The organism is Marinobacter sp. M3C, from assembly GCF_023311895.1.
Lineage (GTDB): Bacteria > Pseudomonadota > Gammaproteobacteria > Pseudomonadales > Oleiphilaceae > Marinobacter.
This window is the reverse complement of sequence record NZ_CP092284.1, coordinates 1,618,785-1,638,055: the sequence shown is the minus strand read 5'-3', so window position 1 is coordinate 1,638,055 and position 19,271 is coordinate 1,618,785. Positions and strand designations below refer to the sequence as shown.

The 19,271-nt window shown below is 53.0% G+C and carries 15 protein-coding genes and 1 pseudogene; 9 read left to right on the top strand and 7 right to left on the bottom strand.

Annotated features, from left to right (window positions below):
• Positions 1-59 precede the first annotated feature (59 nt).
• On the bottom strand, positions 60-791 hold the full coding sequence (locus MIH18_RS07465; protein WP_249007846.1) for an AraC family transcriptional regulator: 732 nt from the start codon (positions 789-791) through the stop codon (positions 60-62).
• 263 nt (positions 792-1,054) lie between these two features.
• Between MIH18_RS07465 and MIH18_RS24030 the strand changes: the two are divergent.
• Positions 1,055-1,186 (top strand): annotated as a pseudogene (locus tag MIH18_RS24030) (metallo-dependent phosphatase); the annotation flags it as partial.
• A 30-nt stretch (positions 1,187-1,216) separates the two neighbouring features.
• Here MIH18_RS24030 and MIH18_RS07460 read toward each other — a convergent pair.
• A complete protein-coding gene (locus tag MIH18_RS07460) occupies positions 1,217-2,563 on the bottom strand; it encodes an MATE family efflux transporter (RefSeq protein ID WP_349293797.1) in 1,347 nt (448 codons plus the stop codon).
• Positions 2,564-3,096: 533 nt separating this feature from the next.
• Here MIH18_RS07460 and MIH18_RS07455 point away from each other — a divergent pair.
• Positions 3,097-4,356, top strand: a complete 1,260-nt coding sequence (locus tag MIH18_RS07455; protein WP_249007848.1) for a PQQ-dependent sugar dehydrogenase — start codon at positions 3,097-3,099, stop codon at positions 4,354-4,356.
• Positions 4,357-4,437: 81 nt separating this feature from the next.
• Positions 4,438-4,773, top strand: a complete 336-nt coding sequence (locus MIH18_RS07450; protein ID WP_249007849.1) for a cytochrome c — start codon at positions 4,438-4,440, stop codon at positions 4,771-4,773.
• A gap of 61 nt (positions 4,774-4,834) precedes the next feature.
• Here the strand turns inward: MIH18_RS07450 and MIH18_RS07445 are convergent, their stop codons facing one another.
• Positions 4,835-5,869, bottom strand: a complete 1,035-nt coding sequence (locus MIH18_RS07445; protein WP_249007850.1) for a hypothetical protein — start codon at positions 5,867-5,869, stop codon at positions 4,835-4,837.
• Positions 5,870-6,038: 169 nt separating this feature from the next.
• Here MIH18_RS07445 and MIH18_RS07440 point away from each other — a divergent pair, with 169 nt between their 5' ends.
• Positions 6,039-7,043: an MBL fold metallo-hydrolase gene (locus MIH18_RS07440; RefSeq protein WP_249007851.1), complete on the top strand. Its 1,005-nt coding sequence runs from the start codon at positions 6,039-6,041 to the stop codon at positions 7,041-7,043.
• Between the two features lie 96 nt (positions 7,044-7,139).
• Here the strand turns inward: MIH18_RS07440 and MIH18_RS07435 are convergent, their stop codons facing one another.
• Positions 7,140-8,381, bottom strand: a complete 1,242-nt coding sequence (locus tag MIH18_RS07435) for a saccharopine dehydrogenase family protein (protein ID WP_249007852.1) — start codon at positions 8,379-8,381, stop codon at positions 7,140-7,142.
• Between the two features lie 83 nt (positions 8,382-8,464).
• Positions 8,465-9,562, bottom strand: a complete 1,098-nt coding sequence (nspC, locus tag MIH18_RS07430) for a carboxynorspermidine decarboxylase (RefSeq protein WP_249007853.1) — start codon at positions 9,560-9,562, stop codon at positions 8,465-8,467.
• 100 nt (positions 9,563-9,662) lie between these two features.
• Between nspC and MIH18_RS07425 the strand changes: the two genes are divergently transcribed.
• Both MIH18_RS07425 and MIH18_RS07420 read left to right on the top strand, forming a co-directional pair.
• Positions 9,663-9,842, top strand: a complete 180-nt coding sequence (locus MIH18_RS07425; RefSeq protein ID WP_249007854.1) for a hypothetical protein — start codon at positions 9,663-9,665, stop codon at positions 9,840-9,842.
• Positions 9,843-9,977: 135 nt separating this feature from the next.
• A complete protein-coding gene (locus tag MIH18_RS07420; RefSeq protein ID WP_249007855.1) occupies positions 9,978-12,104 on the top strand; it encodes a methyl-accepting chemotaxis protein in 2,127 nt (708 codons plus the stop codon).
• A gap of 119 nt (positions 12,105-12,223) precedes the next feature.
• Here MIH18_RS07420 and MIH18_RS07415 read toward each other — a convergent pair whose 3' ends face one another.
• The gene (locus MIH18_RS07415; protein WP_249007856.1) at positions 12,224-13,237 is read right to left on the bottom strand and encodes a class I fructose-bisphosphate aldolase; all 1,014 of its coding nucleotides are present in this window, start codon (positions 13,235-13,237) and stop codon (positions 12,224-12,226) included.
• A gap of 158 nt (positions 13,238-13,395) precedes the next feature.
• A complete protein-coding gene (locus tag MIH18_RS07410) occupies positions 13,396-16,071 on the bottom strand; it encodes a mechanosensitive ion channel domain-containing protein (protein WP_249007857.1) in 2,676 nt (891 codons plus the stop codon).
• A gap of 136 nt (positions 16,072-16,207) precedes the next feature.
• On the opposite strand from MIH18_RS07410, the gene MIH18_RS07405 reads away from it, so the two are divergent.
• From MIH18_RS07405 to MIH18_RS07395, 3 genes are all read left to right on the top strand, one after another.
• Positions 16,208-16,465: a hypothetical protein gene (locus MIH18_RS07405; RefSeq protein WP_249007858.1), complete on the top strand. Its 258-nt coding sequence runs from the start codon at positions 16,208-16,210 to the stop codon at positions 16,463-16,465.
• A 10-nt stretch (positions 16,466-16,475) separates the two neighbouring features.
• Positions 16,476-17,069 carry an endonuclease/exonuclease/phosphatase family protein gene (locus MIH18_RS07400; RefSeq protein WP_249007859.1) on the top strand — a complete coding sequence of 198 codons (594 nt, stop codon included), beginning with the start codon at positions 16,476-16,478 and terminating at the stop codon, positions 17,067-17,069.
• A gap of 127 nt (positions 17,070-17,196) precedes the next feature.
• Positions 17,197-19,221, top strand: a complete 2,025-nt coding sequence (locus MIH18_RS07395) for a PhoX family phosphatase (protein ID WP_249007860.1) — start codon at positions 17,197-17,199, stop codon at positions 19,219-19,221.
• Positions 19,222-19,271: the final 50 nt, after the last annotated feature.

The following is a 19,271-nucleotide window of genomic DNA, read 5'->3' as shown; positions in this document are numbered from 1 at the left end:
CTACAGGGGACGAAGTTTATGATCAGTCGAGGGTCGTCTGCTTTCTAATTACGGCAGCGTTATTTCGATTTTCGGCGAAAATGACTTGGTGGTTTTCCAAAGTGGCAGGAAAAGCGATCACTGAAAGACGACAGTGAGCCGTACCCTACAGCGTCAGCAATTCGCTGAATATTGAGATCCGACTGTTCCAGTAATCGCCAGGACTCCTGCATACGTAGCTCGGTCAGGTAATGGTGAGGAGTCATGCCAATCTGTTTACGAAACAACTCATTAAGCTGACGAATACTCAGATGGGCAACAGTCGCGAGTTCGGCGGCGCTAATTTTCTTGTGGAAGTTATCGTCAATAAATTGCTTCGCCGCAGATACTCGCCGGTCCAGGTTCAGTTTGTCGCCGTGGCGTTCCTGTAGAAGTTGAATCAACAACAGTAACATCTGATGCTGTGTGTGAGATGACACCGCACCGTTTACCAGTTGGGAGTGCAGAAACTGGACGTAGTGAAGCAATGCCGAATCCAGCTCAACAAAGAAGGGGAGCCGCTCCAATGCAGGTGCAAGGGCCTCTGGTACATCAGCTACCAGAAATCGATTTTCTTCGGATGCAAAATACCCGTGGTCACTTCCGGACGGAATAATAGCGGCCCGGTTCCGTTCAACGTCACCCTCGGTTTTGTCTATAGACAGCGAAAGCTTACCCAGCAGGGGCAACACCAATTGGTGGTGGCCATGGGAATGTTGTTTTCCTTCATTACCATAGCTTCGTAGGTGGAGATTAACGTCAGATGTGGCCATATAAGGAGTATATTCGAATGACGCCGCATAGAGGAGTAACTTGGCACCGACGATCAATTACAGGTGCGCAACATGAGCCTGCCTCTTGTCGGGTCAAACTAACATCACAGAAAAAACGCTGAGAAGGTCATCGCCGCAGCCGCACGCTGGCAACTTCTGAGTGAGCCCGCGAACGAGAAAACCGGGGCAGATTTATTTTCTGTAATAGTTTTGGACTAAATTTTAAGATCGGCAGAATCCAGGTTTTCCAAGGAGATAAGACTATGCGTTTGCGAATATTGTCGGATTTGCACGTTGAGTGTTTTCAGGAAGGTCGCGATCTGCCTGATGTGGCCGCGGATGTGGTTATTCTCGCCGGAGACATTCATCGTACAACGGAAGGCCTCACCTGGGCGGCGGGACAAATAACTCTGGACAGGCATAGCTTAATCGTGGGGGCTTCGGCCTTTTGGTTTGGGCTTAGTCTGCTGGGTTGAGAGTCGGCGCGGGAGCGAACCAGTCCGAGGTAGCCTGCTAATTTCCCGCTTAGTATAAAAGTGCGCAACCACAGAGCTGACCATCACCACAATCACGATGGTGTAGAACATGGAAACCATGGGATAGCCCCAAAGCACAATCAGCACGTAATTAATAACCGCAGGTATCACCAGTTGCCGCGCAATACCAAGGTACATCGGGAACATGGGCTTGCGCATTGCCTGCAGCACCGCCACGCTTTGAAACAAAACCACATACGCATAAAACGCTAAAGCATCGATCCTGAGATAGGTTACGCCGGTGTTCTTGATGGCATCGGTGTCGGTGAAAAAACCCATCATAAGCGGAGACAAAAAATACATAACAGGTATTGAAACCAGTGCCATAGCCAGTCCGATTAACAAACTCTTTTGATAAGTTTCGGCCACACGCGAATTGTTGCCCGCACCCAGGTTCTGGCCGGCAATCGCCATAACCGCACTGTTTAAGCCTAGTGCGGGCAACAATAAAAGTTGTTCAAGTCGCAAGCCCACGGTGTAACCCGCCACGTGATGGCTGCCAAACTGCCCAATGAGCGCCACGGTAATGAAGCCACCCAGAACAATGGTGAGTGTATTGAAGCTGGCTGGCAGCACCTGCTTGAGCAAAGCTTGCCACCGAGGCCAGTCGAACGCCGGTCTTATGCGTATGTTCAGCCGTTTAGCAAGCACCCGTAACAAGTAAAAGGCAGTCGCCAATTTAATAATAACGGTCGCTAACGCTATGCCCGTCACGCCAAGCCCAAGGCCGAACGTGAAAAGTGGGTTTAATGCAAAGTTCGCAAAAAAACCAATGCCCAGTGCGTTGCGGTTGGACTTAGTATCGCCCAGGGCCATCAAAGCACCCGCGGCACCAAAAGAGAGCGTGAAGCCGATAGAGCCTGCCAAAGTTACCCACAAATACTCCATGGCTAATGGCTCAATGTGCGGCTCTGCTCCCAGTAATACGACCAATGGTCGCGCCGCCAAAGCGCCTAGCAAAAATGATATAAGACTGAATCCAATCGCTATTCCGCTGACGTTGTCGATCCAGCGCTTGACCTCACTTGTGCCACCCTCTGTGCCACCTTTTATGTCGGCTCGCCCAACTCCCGGCGCAATCATGGCGGACGCACCCGCCTGTATCCCGAGACCAATGGAGAGTAAGAGGAAAAACACGCTGCCAGCTATTGATAATCCCGCCAGGGCATCGTCGCCCAGGTAGCCCGCGAACCAGATGTCTGTGAGGTTGTACAAGGTGTTGAACACCATTCCCATTGATGCCGGGATTGATAGCCTTATCATGTGGGCTAAGACTGAGCCACTCGTCAGGGAGGGTGAAGGCTGGGTGCTTTTCAAGGCGAACTTTGAATAATAAATGTGACCAAGGCTGATAAGCTTTGCAGCGCCTTTTTACCCGTGCTCTTCACTTTCATATTGGGCCTGTCGCTATTGGGAATGCTAAATACTTCGGTCGCCATTTTCGGAATAGTACAGCAAAACCTGATTTTTTTGCCACCGTGTATTTGGCTGGCAGGGGGCTACCCGGCGGTGCTACAGACGTTGCTATCAGTGCACTGCACGCCTACGGCTCTAATGAGCGTAAACAAACCTACCTGGTAAAACGGGTGCCTGCTCTACGGTCTGATTTCATGGATAGGCAGATTCAATTTCTCTCATTGAATGTTCGAGCCCAGGTCATATAGGTGGTCTGACCAGTTATTCACCGTGAATTCTTGACACCCATGTTGCCGACGCCTTAACTCAGATCTCGAAGACTGGTTAAAAACCACACAGCGGAAGCACTTACAATGATAAAAAAACCATTAGTGATTCTTACTACTTTGCTTGTCGCCACACAGATTCAGGCGCAGGGAACAACCGACGAGACGCTGAAGACACTTGGGCAGTTCAAGGTCACGGGCGATTCCGAATTCACCACCATTGATCAGAATAGCAGCAGCGCGGACGCTATCCGCAACATACTGAAAAATGTTTCAGTACCCAAAGGCTTTGAGATCACCCTTTATGCTCTGGTGCCTGACGCCCGTCATATGGCAGTGGGTCCTCAGGGGGTGGCGACGTTTGTGGGTACGCGCAAAACAGAAGTCTGGGTGGTTACTGATCGGGACAAAGATCGGGTAGCAGACGAGGTGAAAAATTTTGCGCCATCCGTTTCGAAGAAAGTACCCAACGGGCCTTGCTTCTCCCCTCAGGGTGTCTTGTACATTGCGGAGCAAAACCGCGTTCTAGCCTACCCCGCAGCAGAGTTTTTCTATGAGGGCACGGATGTTGTCGCCGCAGAGCTGATCGCCGGTGGTCAGCTGATTCCAGAGGAATACGTTAGCTATAACCATACTGCGCGCGTTTGCGATGTGGGGCCAGACGGCAAGGTTTATATCTCTTTGGGGCAGCCCCACAATGTGCCACCCAAAAATCTGTGGGATGACTATCAGTCTAAGGGGCTCGGCGGCATTATTCGCATAAATCAGGATGGTACTGGCCGGGAAGTCTATACTCTGGGTGTCCGTAACTCCGTTGGCCAGGACTTCAATCCTGCAACCGGCGATCTCTGGTTTACCGACAATCAGGTAGACGGTATGGGAGATGATATACCACCGGGCGAAATCAACCGGCAGACCGCGCAGGGTCAGAATTTCGGCTTTCCCTACTACGGGGGTGGCGAGGTTCGCACAGCTGAATACAAGGGGGATGAGCCGCCCGCCGATGTGGTTTACCCTGTTAGCAAGACCATTGCGCACGCAGCAGACCTGGGGATGATGTTCTACACCGGCAATATGTTCCCGAAAGAGTATAAGGGTGGTATTTTCTCGGCCCAGCATGGGTCCTGGAACCGCACCGAAGCGGTCGGTGCAAGGGTGATGTTCACTCCCGTAGACGCTGAGGGCAACATGACTGGTGAGCCCCGTCCCTTCGCCGAAGGCTGGCTCACGGATAATGGCGAGTATCTGGGGCGCCCGGTGGATGTTGCACAACTGAAAGACGGCTCTTTGCTGGTGTCAGATGACCTGGCAGGCGCTATCTATCGGATTGCCTACACCGGCGAGTAACAGCGGCCGGTTAAGTTAGCCCGGTTCGTATCGATGCCAGGGGCGGTAATGCCCCTGGCCTATTCCCAGGACTGATATTTTATGCGCTATTCGGCACCGCTGTTCACTCTCGGCCTGACTGCTATTATGGTCATCGCCACTCCCGCCAGTCATGCGGGTGACCCCGGTAAAGGCAAGGTTTTGGCAAAACAATGTCAGACCTGCCACGGCCTTGATGGTATTGCCAAAATTCCCATTGCACCCAACATCGCCGGCGAAAGTCAGATCTACCTTGAGCTCCAGCTCAAGCGCTTTCGTGACGGTCAGCGAGAGCATGAAATGATGACCGTGGTTGCCAAGAATCTGACGGATACCGAGATTGAGGATCTGGCCACCTGGTATGAATCCATTCAGGTAACGGCGACACTACCGGAATAGAACGCTGCGACGAGGCACAGTCAATTCAACAAGGGACAGATTTCAAATCTGTCCCTTATCTTTAGGACTTCGGCTGAAGAACCTTGCGTGCCGCTGCGGATTTGTAAAAAGCGGATAGCCGCCGCCGCATCAGGGCCTCGATATAACCCTCATCCTGAAGCACGCCTATCACCGGAATGGCCCAGGCGTCCGCTTCTGCCATGATGACTTCACGGGTAACGCCCAGATCGTCAAGCAGATCGGTCAGTGGTCGGTCACCGTACTTTACAAAAAAGTGCGCAACCACGGCTCGGGTGCAGCCGTCAAAATAGTCGGTTTTCCGGAACTGCAGCCAAAACTCATAGCCCAGCGCCACAAACTCCTTTAGCTGAACAGCGCCCAGCCCTCCTTGAAGCTCGGCAAGCGTTTTATCTTCCACATCTTCCCAGGCAGCCAAAACCGTTTTGCGCACTTCATCGTCTGATATCGCGCCCTGCAAAAATTGCTCGCTACGGCTGATCAGCCCGGGCAGGCTCTCTGCGAGCCACGCTTTCAAACGGCGCTCAAATGTTTCATCAAGTCCTGGCACAGCTTTGTTCGCCATGCGCTTGCCAAATTTCATCATCGAACCAATGCCGGGCACCGACTTGGTAATCAGGTTGTCTTCATACAGGTAGTTAACCACGCCGTGGTACACCATGTTTGAAATCAGCTCCTGGTAAATCGGGTGTGCAATAATCTCACTGATTATCCGCTCACGTTGGTGCCTTAGTTCTAGCGTCGCATCCAGAAAGCCGGTCACTTGGTCTTGGGTGACAATTTCCCCCAAAGTGGTTGTTTCCTGAATCGGCGCGTTTAGAACTTCGGTTGCCATCTCAGCCGCCAGCTCTGGAACGCCTGCGTCTAGCTCCATATTCACAACAACGCGCTGAAGGGTTTCTGCCACCTGGTTTTCCGAAGCGATACGATTCAGTGTGATATTGCCCGCGTGATCAAGAAGCTCACTAACCTCCTGCCTCAAAAACTTGCGAAGCTTTGCGCCCTTCAGTGAGGCAACCTCATGCTTCACGTGCAATTCAAGCAGCTGGCTGACTGTATCGTTGTTGTGGGTGGGCATGGTGTTGGCGGCCTTGTTGATGCGATTGAAAAGTGGGAACCAGGGACAGATTTTAAATCTGTCCCTTATCTTAAGAACCTGTCTAGCATAGCCTATGCTGATAGGTGACGGCTGCGTTGTCGTAACTGTTGTTGCCAGTCGCACAAAAACCACGTGGAAGGAATATTTCATGTTTACGCAATCGAAATTCGGAGCTTTGAAAAGACTTGCTGGTGGGCTATGTCTGTCGTTGGGCCTGTCGTTGGGCTTAGTGCCTGGCGGAATGGCTGCAGAAGGTGATGTAAAAGTCACGCCCCTTGGAAGTCACGATGGCGAGTTTTGTGCCCTGGACCGGGCCATGGTGTTTGAAGACCCCAACGGTACCCGCATTCTTTATGACGCTGGCCGCACCGTAGCCGGCCCTGATGACCCCCGCCTCGGCAATATCGACGTGATTCTGGTGTCGCACATGCACGGCGACCACGTGGGGGATCGCCGTATCAAGGAGACGAACGCCGGCACGTGTGGTGGGCCGGAGTTCCCGGTGGTGACCTTGCCGCAGTCAAACACCGTAGACATTGCGGTGAAAAAGCAGGCAAAGATTGTAACCGGTAGCGAAATGCCGGCATTTTTCGCCGCCAAACTTGAAGCCGCCGGCGGCGACCCCGCCAACTCCATGTTGGTGCGCTTTGGCGGGGAGCAGGAAGTGGGTGGCGTGCGCTTTACGACCGTGCCGGCGTTTCACAGCAACGGGGTTTCACCCTCGTTTCTTACCGGCCCGCTGGCGGAATATTTGAAAGCCGCAGGCGTTAGTGCCGATGTTGGGCCGCCAACCGGTTACGTGGTGACTTTCTCAAACGGCCTGGTGGTTTATCTGTCGGGGGATACCGGCATTACGGCCGAGCAGAAACTGGTGGTGAAAGACTATTACGGTGCCGAGCTGGTGGTAATGAATATTGGGGACACCTACACCACCGGGCCCAAAGAAGCAGCCTACGTGATCAATGAACTGATTGAGCCGAAAGCCGTTATTGCTTCCCATGCCAATGAGCCGGCAACTTCAGGAGGTAAGCTGGAGCAGGGCTCGCGAACCGCCCGTTTCAAAGAGCTGGTGAACGTGCCTGTGCATGTTCCTTTGAGCGGACGCACTATCGCGTTCAACGGAGACGGTGGCTGCACGGCCGGCTGTGATTAACAGACTGAGCATGGACAGGCACAGCCCTGTTTACTGGAAGCCTAAACAGTAAAAAGCCAGCAATAGCCGGCTTTTTTGTCTTTATTTAAAAATAACTCAGGAAAAAGTCAGCGGCCTTTCACCGGCTTCATCACGAATACAAGTGGGCAAGCCCATCTGGTTAAGCAGGTTCAGAAAAGGTCGGGGTGGCAGTTCTTCCACATTGGCCATGGTGCCGATATCCCAGGTGCCATCGGCAATCAACAGGGCGGCAGCTACCGGTGGAACACCTGCCGTATAGGAAATGCCCTGGCTGCCCACTTCTTCGTAAGCGTCTTTATGGTCGGCCACATTGAAAATAAAGACCTCCCTTTCCTTGCCATCTTTTTGACCTTTGACCAGGTCACCAATACACGTCTTACCGGTGTAATTCGGTGCCAGGGAAGAAGGGTCGGGCAAAATTGCTTTCACCAACTTCAAGGGAATCACCTCTAGGCCTTCTGCCGTTTTCACGGGTTGCTCAGAAAGTAAACCCAGACTATTGAGTACCGTAAATACCGTGATGTAGTGCTCGCCAAAACCCATCCAGAAACGAATGTTGGGCACATCCAGGTTTTTGGACAGTGAATGAATTTCATCATGCCCGGTCATGTAGCTGGTATGTTCACCCACCACAGGCAGATTATCTGTGCGCTTATTCTCGAACATCTTGTTTTTGGTCCACTGGCGATTCTGCCAGGACCAAACGCGCCCGGTAAATTCACGGAAGTTGATCTCGGGATCAAAGTTGGTGGCAAAATAACGGTCATGATCCCCGGCATTGATGTCGATAATGTCGATGGAATCAACCGTGTCAAAATATTCATCAACCGCCAGCTTGGCATAGGCATTAACGACACCCGGATCAAAGCCCACACCTAGAATGGCCGTGGTCTTGGCCCTTGCAAATTCATCCTTGCGCGTCCATTCATAGTTACCGTACCAGGGCGGCTCTTCGCAAATCTTATCCGGCTCTTCGTGAATGGCGGTGTCCAGGTACGCAGCGCCGGTATTGATGCAGGCGGTCATCACCGACATATTGATGAAAGCCGAGCCAACATTGATAACAATCTGAGATTCTGTCTGATAGATCAGTTCTTCAGTGGCGGGGATATTCAGGGCATCCAGCGCAAAGGTTTGAATTTTGCCGGGCACTTTCATGCTGCCTTTTTCTTCCACGCTTTTAACAATGGCATCACACTTGGATTGAGTACGTGAAGCCAGCGTGATTTGGCCCAGAACGTCGTTATTCTGAGCGCATTTATGGGCGACCACCTGAGCAACGCCCCCACCTCCGATAATCAAGACATTTTTTTTCATTTCCAGACACAACTCCAATTTTAAAATCACTGTTCATTTGTTGGGAGCAAGATGTTGTCAGTTCAGGCCGCCCACGGCAAACTCTACGACAATGCCTGCACAAAATCCTCATAGTTAAACGACTTTACGAGCTCGATACGCCCATCCAGTTGTTTAACCGCAATAGACGGCATCTTCACGCCGTTAAACCAGCTTTTCTTGACCATCGTGTAGCCGGCTGCATCCTGAAAAGAGAGGCAGTCACCGATCTGCAAGGGCTTTTCAAACTGAAATTCGCCAAAAATATCACCGGCCAGGCAAGATGTACCGCAAACCTGATACGTGTAATTACCACGGTTGGGCTTAAGTTTTGCGGTTTCCCGGTAGATCAATAGATCCGGCATGTGAGCTTCAATAGATGAGTCAACAATCGCCAGGTCTTTGTCGTTGTTGAGCAGGTCAAGAACGGTGACTTCCAGGCTGGTAGAGTTGGTGATGGCGGCTTCGCCGGGCTCCAGATAAACCTGCACAGCATATCGCTCAGCAAAGGCCTTCAGTCTCTGGCAGAAACGCTCCAGAGGATAGCCTTCTCCGGTAAAGTGAATGCCACCACCCAGGCTGACCCAGCTGACTTTTTCCAGCAGGTGTCCAAAACGTGTTTCGATTACTTGCAGAAGTTCATCAAAGCGCTCGAAGGAGGCATTTTCACAGTTGTTGTGAAACATGAAGCCTGAGACCTGATCCAGAATGCCAGCGATTTTTTCCGGGTCGTGTTCACCCAGGCGGCTGTGCGGGCGGGCCGGATCGGCAAGGGCGAAATCCGAGGAGCTGACACCGGGATTGACTCTCAGTCCCCGGGTTTTGTTTGCAGATGACTCAGAGAAGCGCTGCAGCTGACTGATGGAGTTAAAGATGATTTTATCGCTGTGAGCCAGAACTTCTTCAATCTCATCATCAGCGTAGGCGACACTGTAGGCGTGTGTTTCCCCTGCAAATTTTTGCTTACCCAGTTTGACTTCATTGAGAGAAGAAGATGTTGTGCCATCCATGTACGCCTGCATCAAGTCAAAGACACCCCAGGTGGCAAAGCACTTGAGCGCCAGCAAGGATTTGGCACCGGATTCTTCCCGCACCCGGGCAATGATTTCCAGGTTGCGCAGAAGTTTGCTTTTATCGATCAGGTAATAGGGTGTTTTGAGCATTTTCTTCCCTCAAAAACGCGCGATTATATACGATAAACACTCTTGGTCATTACTTTTGACATCTGTCTCCACCAACATCCTGTATTCAAGGACTTTTATTATGGAAACACTACTGATCATACTGGCGGCGCTGTTTGTGGCGCTGATCGTTATTCTGCCGCTGGTTGAGAAATATGCGCCGAACGGTGAATCGCGTGATTATGGCAACCTCACGCGGTTCATTTTCCCGCTGATGGCCGTGTTGATTTTGGCGCAAATGATTCGGCATTTCTTTTTCTAAGAAAACTCAGACTCCAGGGCTACTAGTCACGATTATGCGCGGGCACGAGAACCACAATAACCACAATAACTAAGGCAACGCCCCGTTACACGAAACCAACACTTCTCTATTAACGCCCGAAAGGTTACCTGGGATATGAAAAAATTATCGCTCAAGTTCAAACTGTACGTGTTCGTTATCAGCTTGTTGCTGGTGATGGGTGTCAGCATGGTAATAACAGCACAAGTGTCGCTCAGCCAGATGGAAGGTCGCCTAGTGTCAGAAACCAGTCAGCTGGTACAGAGGATTGTAATGGATCGTCTGTCCGCTACCGCCGGTGAGTATGGGGAGGAAATTAGCGGTCAGCTCAATGCCGCGCTCAAAGTGCCCGATGTGGTCGGAAGTATTATTGAAGAAAACATCGCTGCGGGCAGTTCATCGCAGGTCAGTCGCAGCGGGCTATCGGATGCGGTGCGTGCCGTGTTGACATCGGAGGGTTACCTCAGTGCTATGTACGCACAATTTGAGCCGAATGCTTATGACGGCCTGGACCGATACTTTAACGACGGCCTTGATGACCACAGTACCGATATAGGCACGTTGGAAATTTACTATATTCGGGATAGCAAAGGCAACGTTCAGCTGGAGCGGGTGGAAGATCCTGAAGAGAAATACGATGAAACCCTGAACGAGTTTGGTGCTCGTGAAGCAGAGTGGTACCTCTGCCCTATGGAGACCAAAACTGCCTGCATAATGGAGCCTTACAATTACGAGATTGCAGAGGGCTACACTGAACTGATGACGACTCTTGTTGTTCCTATTATGAATGGCCAAGAATTTGCCGGCGTCGTTGGTGTGGATATTAATCTAGAAACTTTGCAAAAAACCGTAAAAGCGATCAGTCAGCAGCTTTATGACGGTCAATCCAGGGTCACCTTATTGAGCGAGCAGGGGCTCATTGTTGCGGCCAGCCACAATAGCGATGCGCTGGCTCGGCCTCTGGCGGAGGTAATGCCGGAACTGGCGAGTGAAATGGCGGGGCTACACCGTTCCGGTGGGCGTTATGATGACGGTGAAACACTGGCGGTCTCTTACCCAGTTCATATAACGGATACGGGAGGGGAATGGTCTTTGCTGGTTGAACTGCCGCGCGCAACAGCACTGGCAGAGCTGGATGAAATTACCACCTTGCTTTCTGAAGAGGTTGCGGCCACGGCGCAGCGCCAACTGCTGGTCGGTATTATCGTGTCAATTCTGGCGGTATTGCTGCTGATTGTGGTGGTTCGCTCGGTGGTCCGGCCACTGGATGAAATCCGCGACCGGATGAACAATCTCAGCAGCGCCGATGGTGATCTGACCCGTGAGCTTGATATTGATACCCATGCAGAGTTGATTGACCTTGCCGGTGGCTTTAACACCTTTCTCAGGCGTCTGAGGGATATGATCAACGATCTGAAAGCGGTGAATGTTCGCGTTCATCAGCAGGCAGCGGATGTGGGGACTATAGCCCGTGACACGGAAGAGAATACCGCCAGACAGCATCGTGAAGTAGACGGCGTGGTCACGGCGATGAATGAGATGTCTGCCGCTGCTGGCGAGGTCGCCGGGTTTGCCAGCGAGTCAGCAGAGAATGCGCGCAAGGCACAGGACGGTATCCGCTTTACTCAATCCACTCTTGGTTCCGCCGTTGAGGGTGTCAGTGCGCTGGCAGGTGATATGGTTGAGGCCAGCGAGGCTATCGGTCATGTCGCCAGTCGCAGTGATGAGATTAACCGGATTCTGGATGTTATCAGGGGTGTTGCCGAGCAAACCAACTTGTTGGCTCTGAACGCTGCTATTGAGGCGGCGCGGGCAGGTGAGCAGGGCCGTGGTTTTGCGGTTGTGGCGGATGAGGTGCGCACATTGGCCTCGCGCACACGGCAATCAACAGATGAAATAAGCCAGATGATTGATGGGCTGCAACAGGACGTGAAACAGGCGGTTGGCGTTATTAACGCCGGTGTCGATCGGGCGACCATGGCGGTTGAGGGTACCCGCGAGGCGGATCACTCACTGGCAACTGTCGTAACGCGCATAGACACTATTGTTGAACATGTGATCCAGGTGGCGACTGCAGCGGAAGAACAAAACTCCGTGAGCGAGGAAATTAACCACAACCTGACCGCCATTGGTGACGCCGCCAGTGACCTGCGTGAACTGGCGCAAAGGCTAAGGGGCAGTGGCGAATCTCTGGATAATGAAGTTGAAATACTGGATGGAGAACTGAACCGTCTGAAAACTTGAAACAGATGAGGGGGCTGCTCTGGGATCTGGTAAAAACTCCCGTGCGTGTCTCGTGGAGCGGGCGCACCATAGCTTGCGATCACAAGATATGGTGCTTTTGCAACCGGCGATAACTGATTTCAGCTTTCCATCTCCGCTTTATACTCCCCAGAGCTGGCCGCGCCGTTAAGCCTGGCTCGCTTGAGCATGGCGTTTTGGGCAGCGTGTTTGTTGTCCAGTTTGCCGGCCCAAGCTTTCTGTGCCGGTTCCTGCAGGGCACGTCCATAAGAAAAACTCAGGCTCCAGGGTTGCCGGCCAAGGCTGTTCATCGCGTTCAGGTTGAGGGTAGCTTCTTCGGGAGTCTGTCCGCCGGAGAGGAAGTTAATACCCGGGACGGCCGCCGGAACAACTCGGCGTAATACCCCCAAAGTGGCTTCTGCTACTGCTGCCGGAGATGCCTTCGCACACGCTTTGCCGGGCGTTACCATGCTGGGCTTCAGAATTATGGTTTCCAGTTGCACGCGGTGGCGGCGCAGGGCGTTGAAAACCTCCGCAATCACGGCTTCATTTACTTCTGCAGATCGTTCGATGGTGTGGTTACCATCAATCAGCACCTCTGGCTCTACAATGGGCACAATACCTTTGGATTGGCATAACGCGGCATACCGGGCCAGCATCTCAGCGTTGGCTTCCACCGCCTGGCGTGAGGGCAGTGTGTTAGAGACGTTGTACACAGCCCTCCACTTGGCGAAACGGGCGCCCTGGTTCTTGTAGATTTCCAGCCGGTCATCCAGGCTGTCGAGGCCATAGGTTATTTCATCGCCCGGAGCATTGATCAGGGGCTTTTTTCCCGTATCTACCTTGATGCCCGGCACAATTCCCTGGCTTTCCAACAGCTGGGTGATCGGTGCATTGTTCAGGCTGTTCTGACCCAGGGTTTCTTCAAAAAGAATCACACCGCTGACGAATTCTCCAAGCCCGGGTGTGGAAAAAATCAGGCTGCGGTACTCCCGGCGTTTATCTTCTGTAGATTCAACACCCACCGCATCGAAGCGTTTCGCGATAGTCGGGTGGCTTTCGTCCGCAGCAAGAATACCCTTGCCTGGCTGAACAAGATCCTGAATCGTTGAATGCAATTCGGCGTGAATATCCATGCCCGCTCCTATGCCATATTGAATGTTGTCATCTTTTTCGGTTTTCTTTGCTCAACAGTATAGTTCGTCCATTCGCCATGAGTGCTGAAGTGTCGCTCACATTCAAGGTAGGGGACAGATTTGAAACCTGTCCCCGATTTAGTCCCCGGATTCAAAGCTCAGCTCGGCTCCGGCCGGGTGTGCACGTGAATGTCACGCTGCGGGAACGGAATGTCTATGTTCGCTTTGGTTAAGGCTTTTGTGATGGACGCGTGAAGTTCGTGAGACAGCGGCATCATGTCTACTAACAGGTCTTTTACAAACACCCAAACCTCGAAATTAATGCAGCTGTCGCCAAATCCGACACAGAAAGCCGACGGTGCCGGGTCATCCGTAACGCGCTCGTTATTTTGCGCTACCTCGGTGAGTATGGCTTGAACCTGGTCTATGTCACAGTCATAGGCGACACCCACCTTCACGACGATTCGGGTAATCGGGTCTGACAGTGTCCAGTTTGTAAAATCTTGGGTTACAAAGGTTTTGTTAGGAATGATCTGTTCTTTTCGATCCCAATCAACCAGGGTTGTTGCGCGAATGCGTATGCGTGACACAGTGCCGGTAATGCCGCCAATCGTTACGGTGTCACCCACCCGAATAGGGCGCTCGAAAAGCAGGATGATGCCCGACACAAAATTGGCGACGATTTCCTGAAGCCCGAATCCAAGGCCAACCCCGAGGGCCGCGATCAGCCACTGCAGTTTGGACCACTGAACACCAATCACCCCTAGGCAGAACAACACGCCCAGAAGCACGACTATATAAGTGGTAATGGTTGTGATGGCATAACCAGAGCCAGGTTGAAGGTGCATTCTGCTCAGAAGGGTGACCTCCAGCGTTCCCGGAAGGTTTTTTGCAGCAATAACGGTACCCGCCGCAATCAGTAACGCCAGCAGCGCATCCGCCAGCGTGATGGGCAGTGGGTCACTACCGTCAAGCTCTGTTGCAATGGTCCACAGGGTGATGTCGTTGAACAGTTGCAGGGCGGGAATAATATCGGCCCATAGAAACATGAGGCCGGTCAGGGCCAGTACAGACATAATAACCCGGAGCAGGGAAGAGCTTTGCTGGCTGATGTCTGCAAGATCCATTTCTGGCATATCCGGAGTCAGTGGAAGTGCGTCGCCGGGCGTGTCTGCTGCTTCTTTGGCTTCCGCTATTTTGTGTTCGGCCGCGCACTGTTCTACCAGGCGTTCCAGAGTGATCCTGCGTTCACGCACGGAAAGCGCTCGTAAGCCGAGGTAATAAAGCACTGCATTAAACGCCAGCCAGCAAATAGAAATGAACAGGTTGCGTTCAAGCTGAAGGGCGGTGTAGTGATAGCCCACCAGCGATGCCGCGGCCAGCGCGAGCGGTGTAGCAACGGCGATGATATGGAGGAAATGCAAAAATCGGCTGTGGGGTTTGTGCGCTCTTACGGCGGCCATAATGCGCTGAGCGAATACTGCCAGCACAACAGATACCACCGTAAACAACAGGCGGCCGAGACTGTCATCAAACTGTGCGCCCTCGGGGGTTGAGCTGTAAGCGGTGGTCACAATGGCAACAGGTATAACAAACGCCATAAGGATAGGGAGTGCCTGGCGAATTGCCTGCAGGGAGCTGGTGTTCCAGTGGAAGTGGCTTTCGCCCAGCCCCTGTTTACGGGCAACGTTACGAATAAACGCCAGCAGGAACATGATAAAAGCGGCCGCGGTAAAGCCTTTGGATAACGCCGAAAAGAACGCGGTGCCTTCCATAAGTACAAGCGCCGCCAGGGAGAATACAAGAACGCCGGGCAGCGCCAGCAGAACGCTGTTCATCAGCGCCAACAGTGTAGAGGCTGTGCGGTCATGCCCAACATTGCCGATAAACTGGCTGTTGGCGCCCAGGTTTTCTATGATCGCATGTCGTTTGATGGTCAGTATGATAAGCAGCAACACGATTAGCCCAATGCGGCCGGCACGTTCAGCCAGCGACGTGGAAACGGCTTCTTTAAACGGGGCATATTTGAGTTCCGAATGCAGCCACTGAATTGCCTGATAAAGCTCACTGAATGTTTCGGTGCCCACCCGCGAGGCACTCGGAAGCCAGAACAGCCGTTGTTTTAAAAGTGTCTGGTATTCCAGTACCTGGTTCTGAAGTGCTGTCACGGTGCCGTAATAATCATTCAGAACGTCGATATGCTCGGTAACCGATTTGTGGAGTGCTCGCAGTAAGTCCGATCGGCGGCTGCGCAGTTGGCCACGAACATCGTCGCCAGGTTCGGTAATGGCTTCGAACTCCTCAAGCTTGAGTTGTTCCTCCCGTGCCGCGGAGAGTTTGTCTTGTATGCCTTCAATTAAATCGCTGGCAACACTCTGCCGCTGAAGCCGTTCAAGCCGCTGCTTTAAAAGGCTGGCATAGTTAGACGTCAGGTTCAGCCCTGCGGTTTCAAGCGTCAGTTCGAAGCTTTCGTATTCGTCTTTCAGGCGGCTGAGTAATGATTCGGCATACATCAGTTGTTGGCGGCTGGATGCGACGGCAGTGCGGCGCTGTTCCAGTGAGAGGCCCAACGCACGGACTTGCTGCTGAATATCGGCGTTAACGGCGTCGGGTAGTTCAATCTCGGGAGTTGCATCTGAGCCGGCCTGCAGCTGAGGTTGCACGGCCGGGCGGGCTTCTTCTGGCTTCTGAGGCGTATCTTCCGTTTGCTCTGGGGCCGGCTCAGTAGCTTTGTCGGTGTCTGCGGCAAGAATGGATGACGTCGAAAAGCAGAGTAGAAAAATCCCGGCCAGCCATGCTGTCAAAAATGTGTGTCGGGAAAAGCGTTGTTTCATGGACGTGCGATCCTTGAAGTATAAGGTAGGGGGCAGATTTCAAATCTGTCCCCGGTTTGGCAAAGTTGAGCATGGACAGGCACGGCAGGGGCGCGCAGGATATAACCGACTTCATTTCATGTGAAATTGTAGCCTAATGACTCTGACTCTTGTTTTTTTTACCGTTTTCATCGTGCTGGCAACGCTGTTGCCGTTATGGCGGAACCCGCACTGGAGCGTTCGTGGGTTCGATTTTCCGCGATTGCAGATCGCCGTGGTGGCATTGCTCGTTATTGTTTGTCAGCTGGCGCTTCTAGACTTGAGCAGCGCCTTTAGCTGGCTGCTGATTGCTGCCACAGGGCTTTGCCTGGCCAGCCAGCTTTGGCGGGTTTTGCCGTACACGCCACTTGGATAATTTGTATGGCATGCACGTTTTTTCCAAGCTTCCACTGCACGAGGCGGAGAAAGCATACCTGGTTGAAGACGGAGTTCCGTCGATGCATGGGTTGGTAGAGCTTAGGTCTGGCGATAAAGTGCGGATTCACTTCTTGCACCCGGCGCCACCCAGCCCCAGCGAAAATGAAGAGTCTTCAGAGCGGGATGCCGAGCTTATTATTGTGGCGCAAAGTGTTGCTGACGATGATCAGCCTACAATCGTGACCGGCGACCTGAATGACGTGGCCTGGTCACCCACCACGCGGCTGTTTCGTAAAATCAGCGGGCTGTTGGATCCGCGGGTTGGCCGGGGCATGTTCAGTACGTTCCACGCGAAATACCCTTTTATGCGCTGGCCGTTAGACCACCTCTTTCACAGTGAGCACTTTACGGTAAAAGACATTCGTCGTTTGCCAGACATTGGGTCTGATCATTTCCCGTTGCTGACACGTCTTGAATATGTGCCGGACAGGCGCTCCGAGCCGGAAACTCCTGATGCCGATGCAGAAGAACGCCGATGGGCGCAGGACATTGCTCGTGAAAAAGGTGCGAGTAAAAAGGATGTGTCTGAGCCAAGTGCGTAGGGCGTGCTTGTCACTCACTCATGCTTTTTTTTTTGACTGTCTCCGCACTGTCATATCTCCCTCCGACACTGTGTTCCTGACAACATCTATTTTTTTGATGATCGAGAGCAACTAGGAGAGGCATAACATGGCGAAGCACAACGTTGATTCCAAGTATCTGGACCCCGATTACGAGCCGGTTGTAAATCACTCGGGCAACAAAGTATTCGATGACGTGCTGAATGCACGTGTGCAGCGCCGTACCCTGATGAAAGGCGGCGTTGGTGCGGCGTTGGCCAGCATCATGGGTTTCGGCCTTGCAGGCTGCGGCAGCGATAGCAATAGCGCTAGTGCGGGTTCAAACCCTGATGGCGATAACGTTAGTACGACGGCCCTTGGCTTTGACGCGATCGCCGTATCCACCGCCAATAATGTTGTTGTGCCTGCGGGCTACTCGGCAAAAGCTTTCCTGCCCTGGGGAACTCCAATTACCGGGTCTTACCCGGAATTCTGGCCTGACGCGTCTAACTCCGGCGCCGAGCAGGAGCAGCAGGTGGGCATGCACCACGATGGCATGCACTTTTTCCCGATTGATTTCAAAGCTGGCGGCAACCGCTCTGATGAGGGGCTGCTGGTAATGAACCATGAATACATCAACCAGAAAGCCCTGCACCCTGACGGCCCCACTTATAACCAGAGTGGCATGCGCCCGGCCGATGAAGTGCGCAAGGAAATAGCCGCGCACGGCGTGTCGGTGGTGCATATAAAGCAAGACGGTGCGGGCACCTGGGACATCGTGTTTGGAAGCCCTTTCAATCGCCGGGTGACGGGCAATACAGAAATGGATATCCGCGGGCCGGTTCGTGGTTACCAGAAGCTGTCAACCCGCTTCAGCCCGAATGGCACCCAGACACGGGGCACGCTGAACAACTGTTCGATGGGCCCTACGCCCTGGGGAACCTACCTTGCGGCGGAGGAAAACTGGCACGGCTACTTTGCGAACGGCTCGCAAACGCAGCCACGGGAGCAGACCCGTCACGGTGTTGGTAGTGCTACCCGCTACGACTGGGAACTGGCCGACGGTGGCGAGGATCAGTACATTCGATTCAACATCACCCCCGCGGCCGCAAGCGCTAAAGACGACTATCGGAACGAAGCAAACACCTTTGGTTATATGGTCGAAATTGATCCGTTTACGCCGGAGAGCAAACCTCAGAAACGCACAGCTCTAGGTCGATTTGGGCACGAGGGCGTTATTTTCGCGCCGGTTGAAGACGGTAAGCCGGTTGTCTGCTATTCCGGTGACGATTCCCGCTTTGAGTATATCTATAAGTTTGTTTCTTTACGGCCCTATTATGCGTCAACCGCCAGCGGCTATCTGCTGGATGAAGGCACCCTGTATGTCGCACGTTTTAACGAAGACGGCTCGGGCGACTGGCTCTCGCTGTCGCTTGATAACCTGGATTTTGCGGCCCGCGTGCAGGCTGCACAAGGTTCATCGGTGGGTGCCGTTCTGTTCGAGGGCTTTGAGAATCAGGCGGATGTTCTTCTGAATACGCGCCTCGCCGCCGACATTGCCGGAGCGACGCCGATGGACCGCCCGGAATGGGGCGCGGTAGACCCGAACACCGGTGAAGTCTATTTCACCCTGACCAACAACTCGCAACGCACGGAAGAGCAGGTGAATGCGGCCAACCCCAATGCAGAAAATCGCACGGGCCACATCATTCGCTGGAGTGAGGCCGATAATGACTTTGCCGCGGTTGAGTTTCAGTGGGATATCTTTGTGTTTGCTGGGGAGCAGGGTACAGAGACGATCGTAGATGGGAAAGTTGTGGTGTCGCTGACGGATGACAATATCTTCAACAGCCCGGATGGCCTGTGGTTTGACTACAATGGCCGTCTCTGGATCCAGACCGATGGCTCTGATGCTGCGCCTTACCAGAACAACATGATGTTGGCGGCTAACCCCGCAACCCGGGACATCAGGCGCTTTTTTGTGGGGCCTCAGGGTTGTGAGGTAACCGGTGTTGTGACTACGCCGGACGTTAGAACCATGTTTGTGAATATTCAGCATCCGGCTGGTGACTGGCCCTTTGGCACCGAAGGCGATCACCCGCGGGATGCGACCGTCATCGTTACCCGCGACGACAACGGGGTGATCGGCGCCTGAGCGCGCGGCCCGACATAGACCAGGCATAAGGCGGCGAAAACAAGATAGGG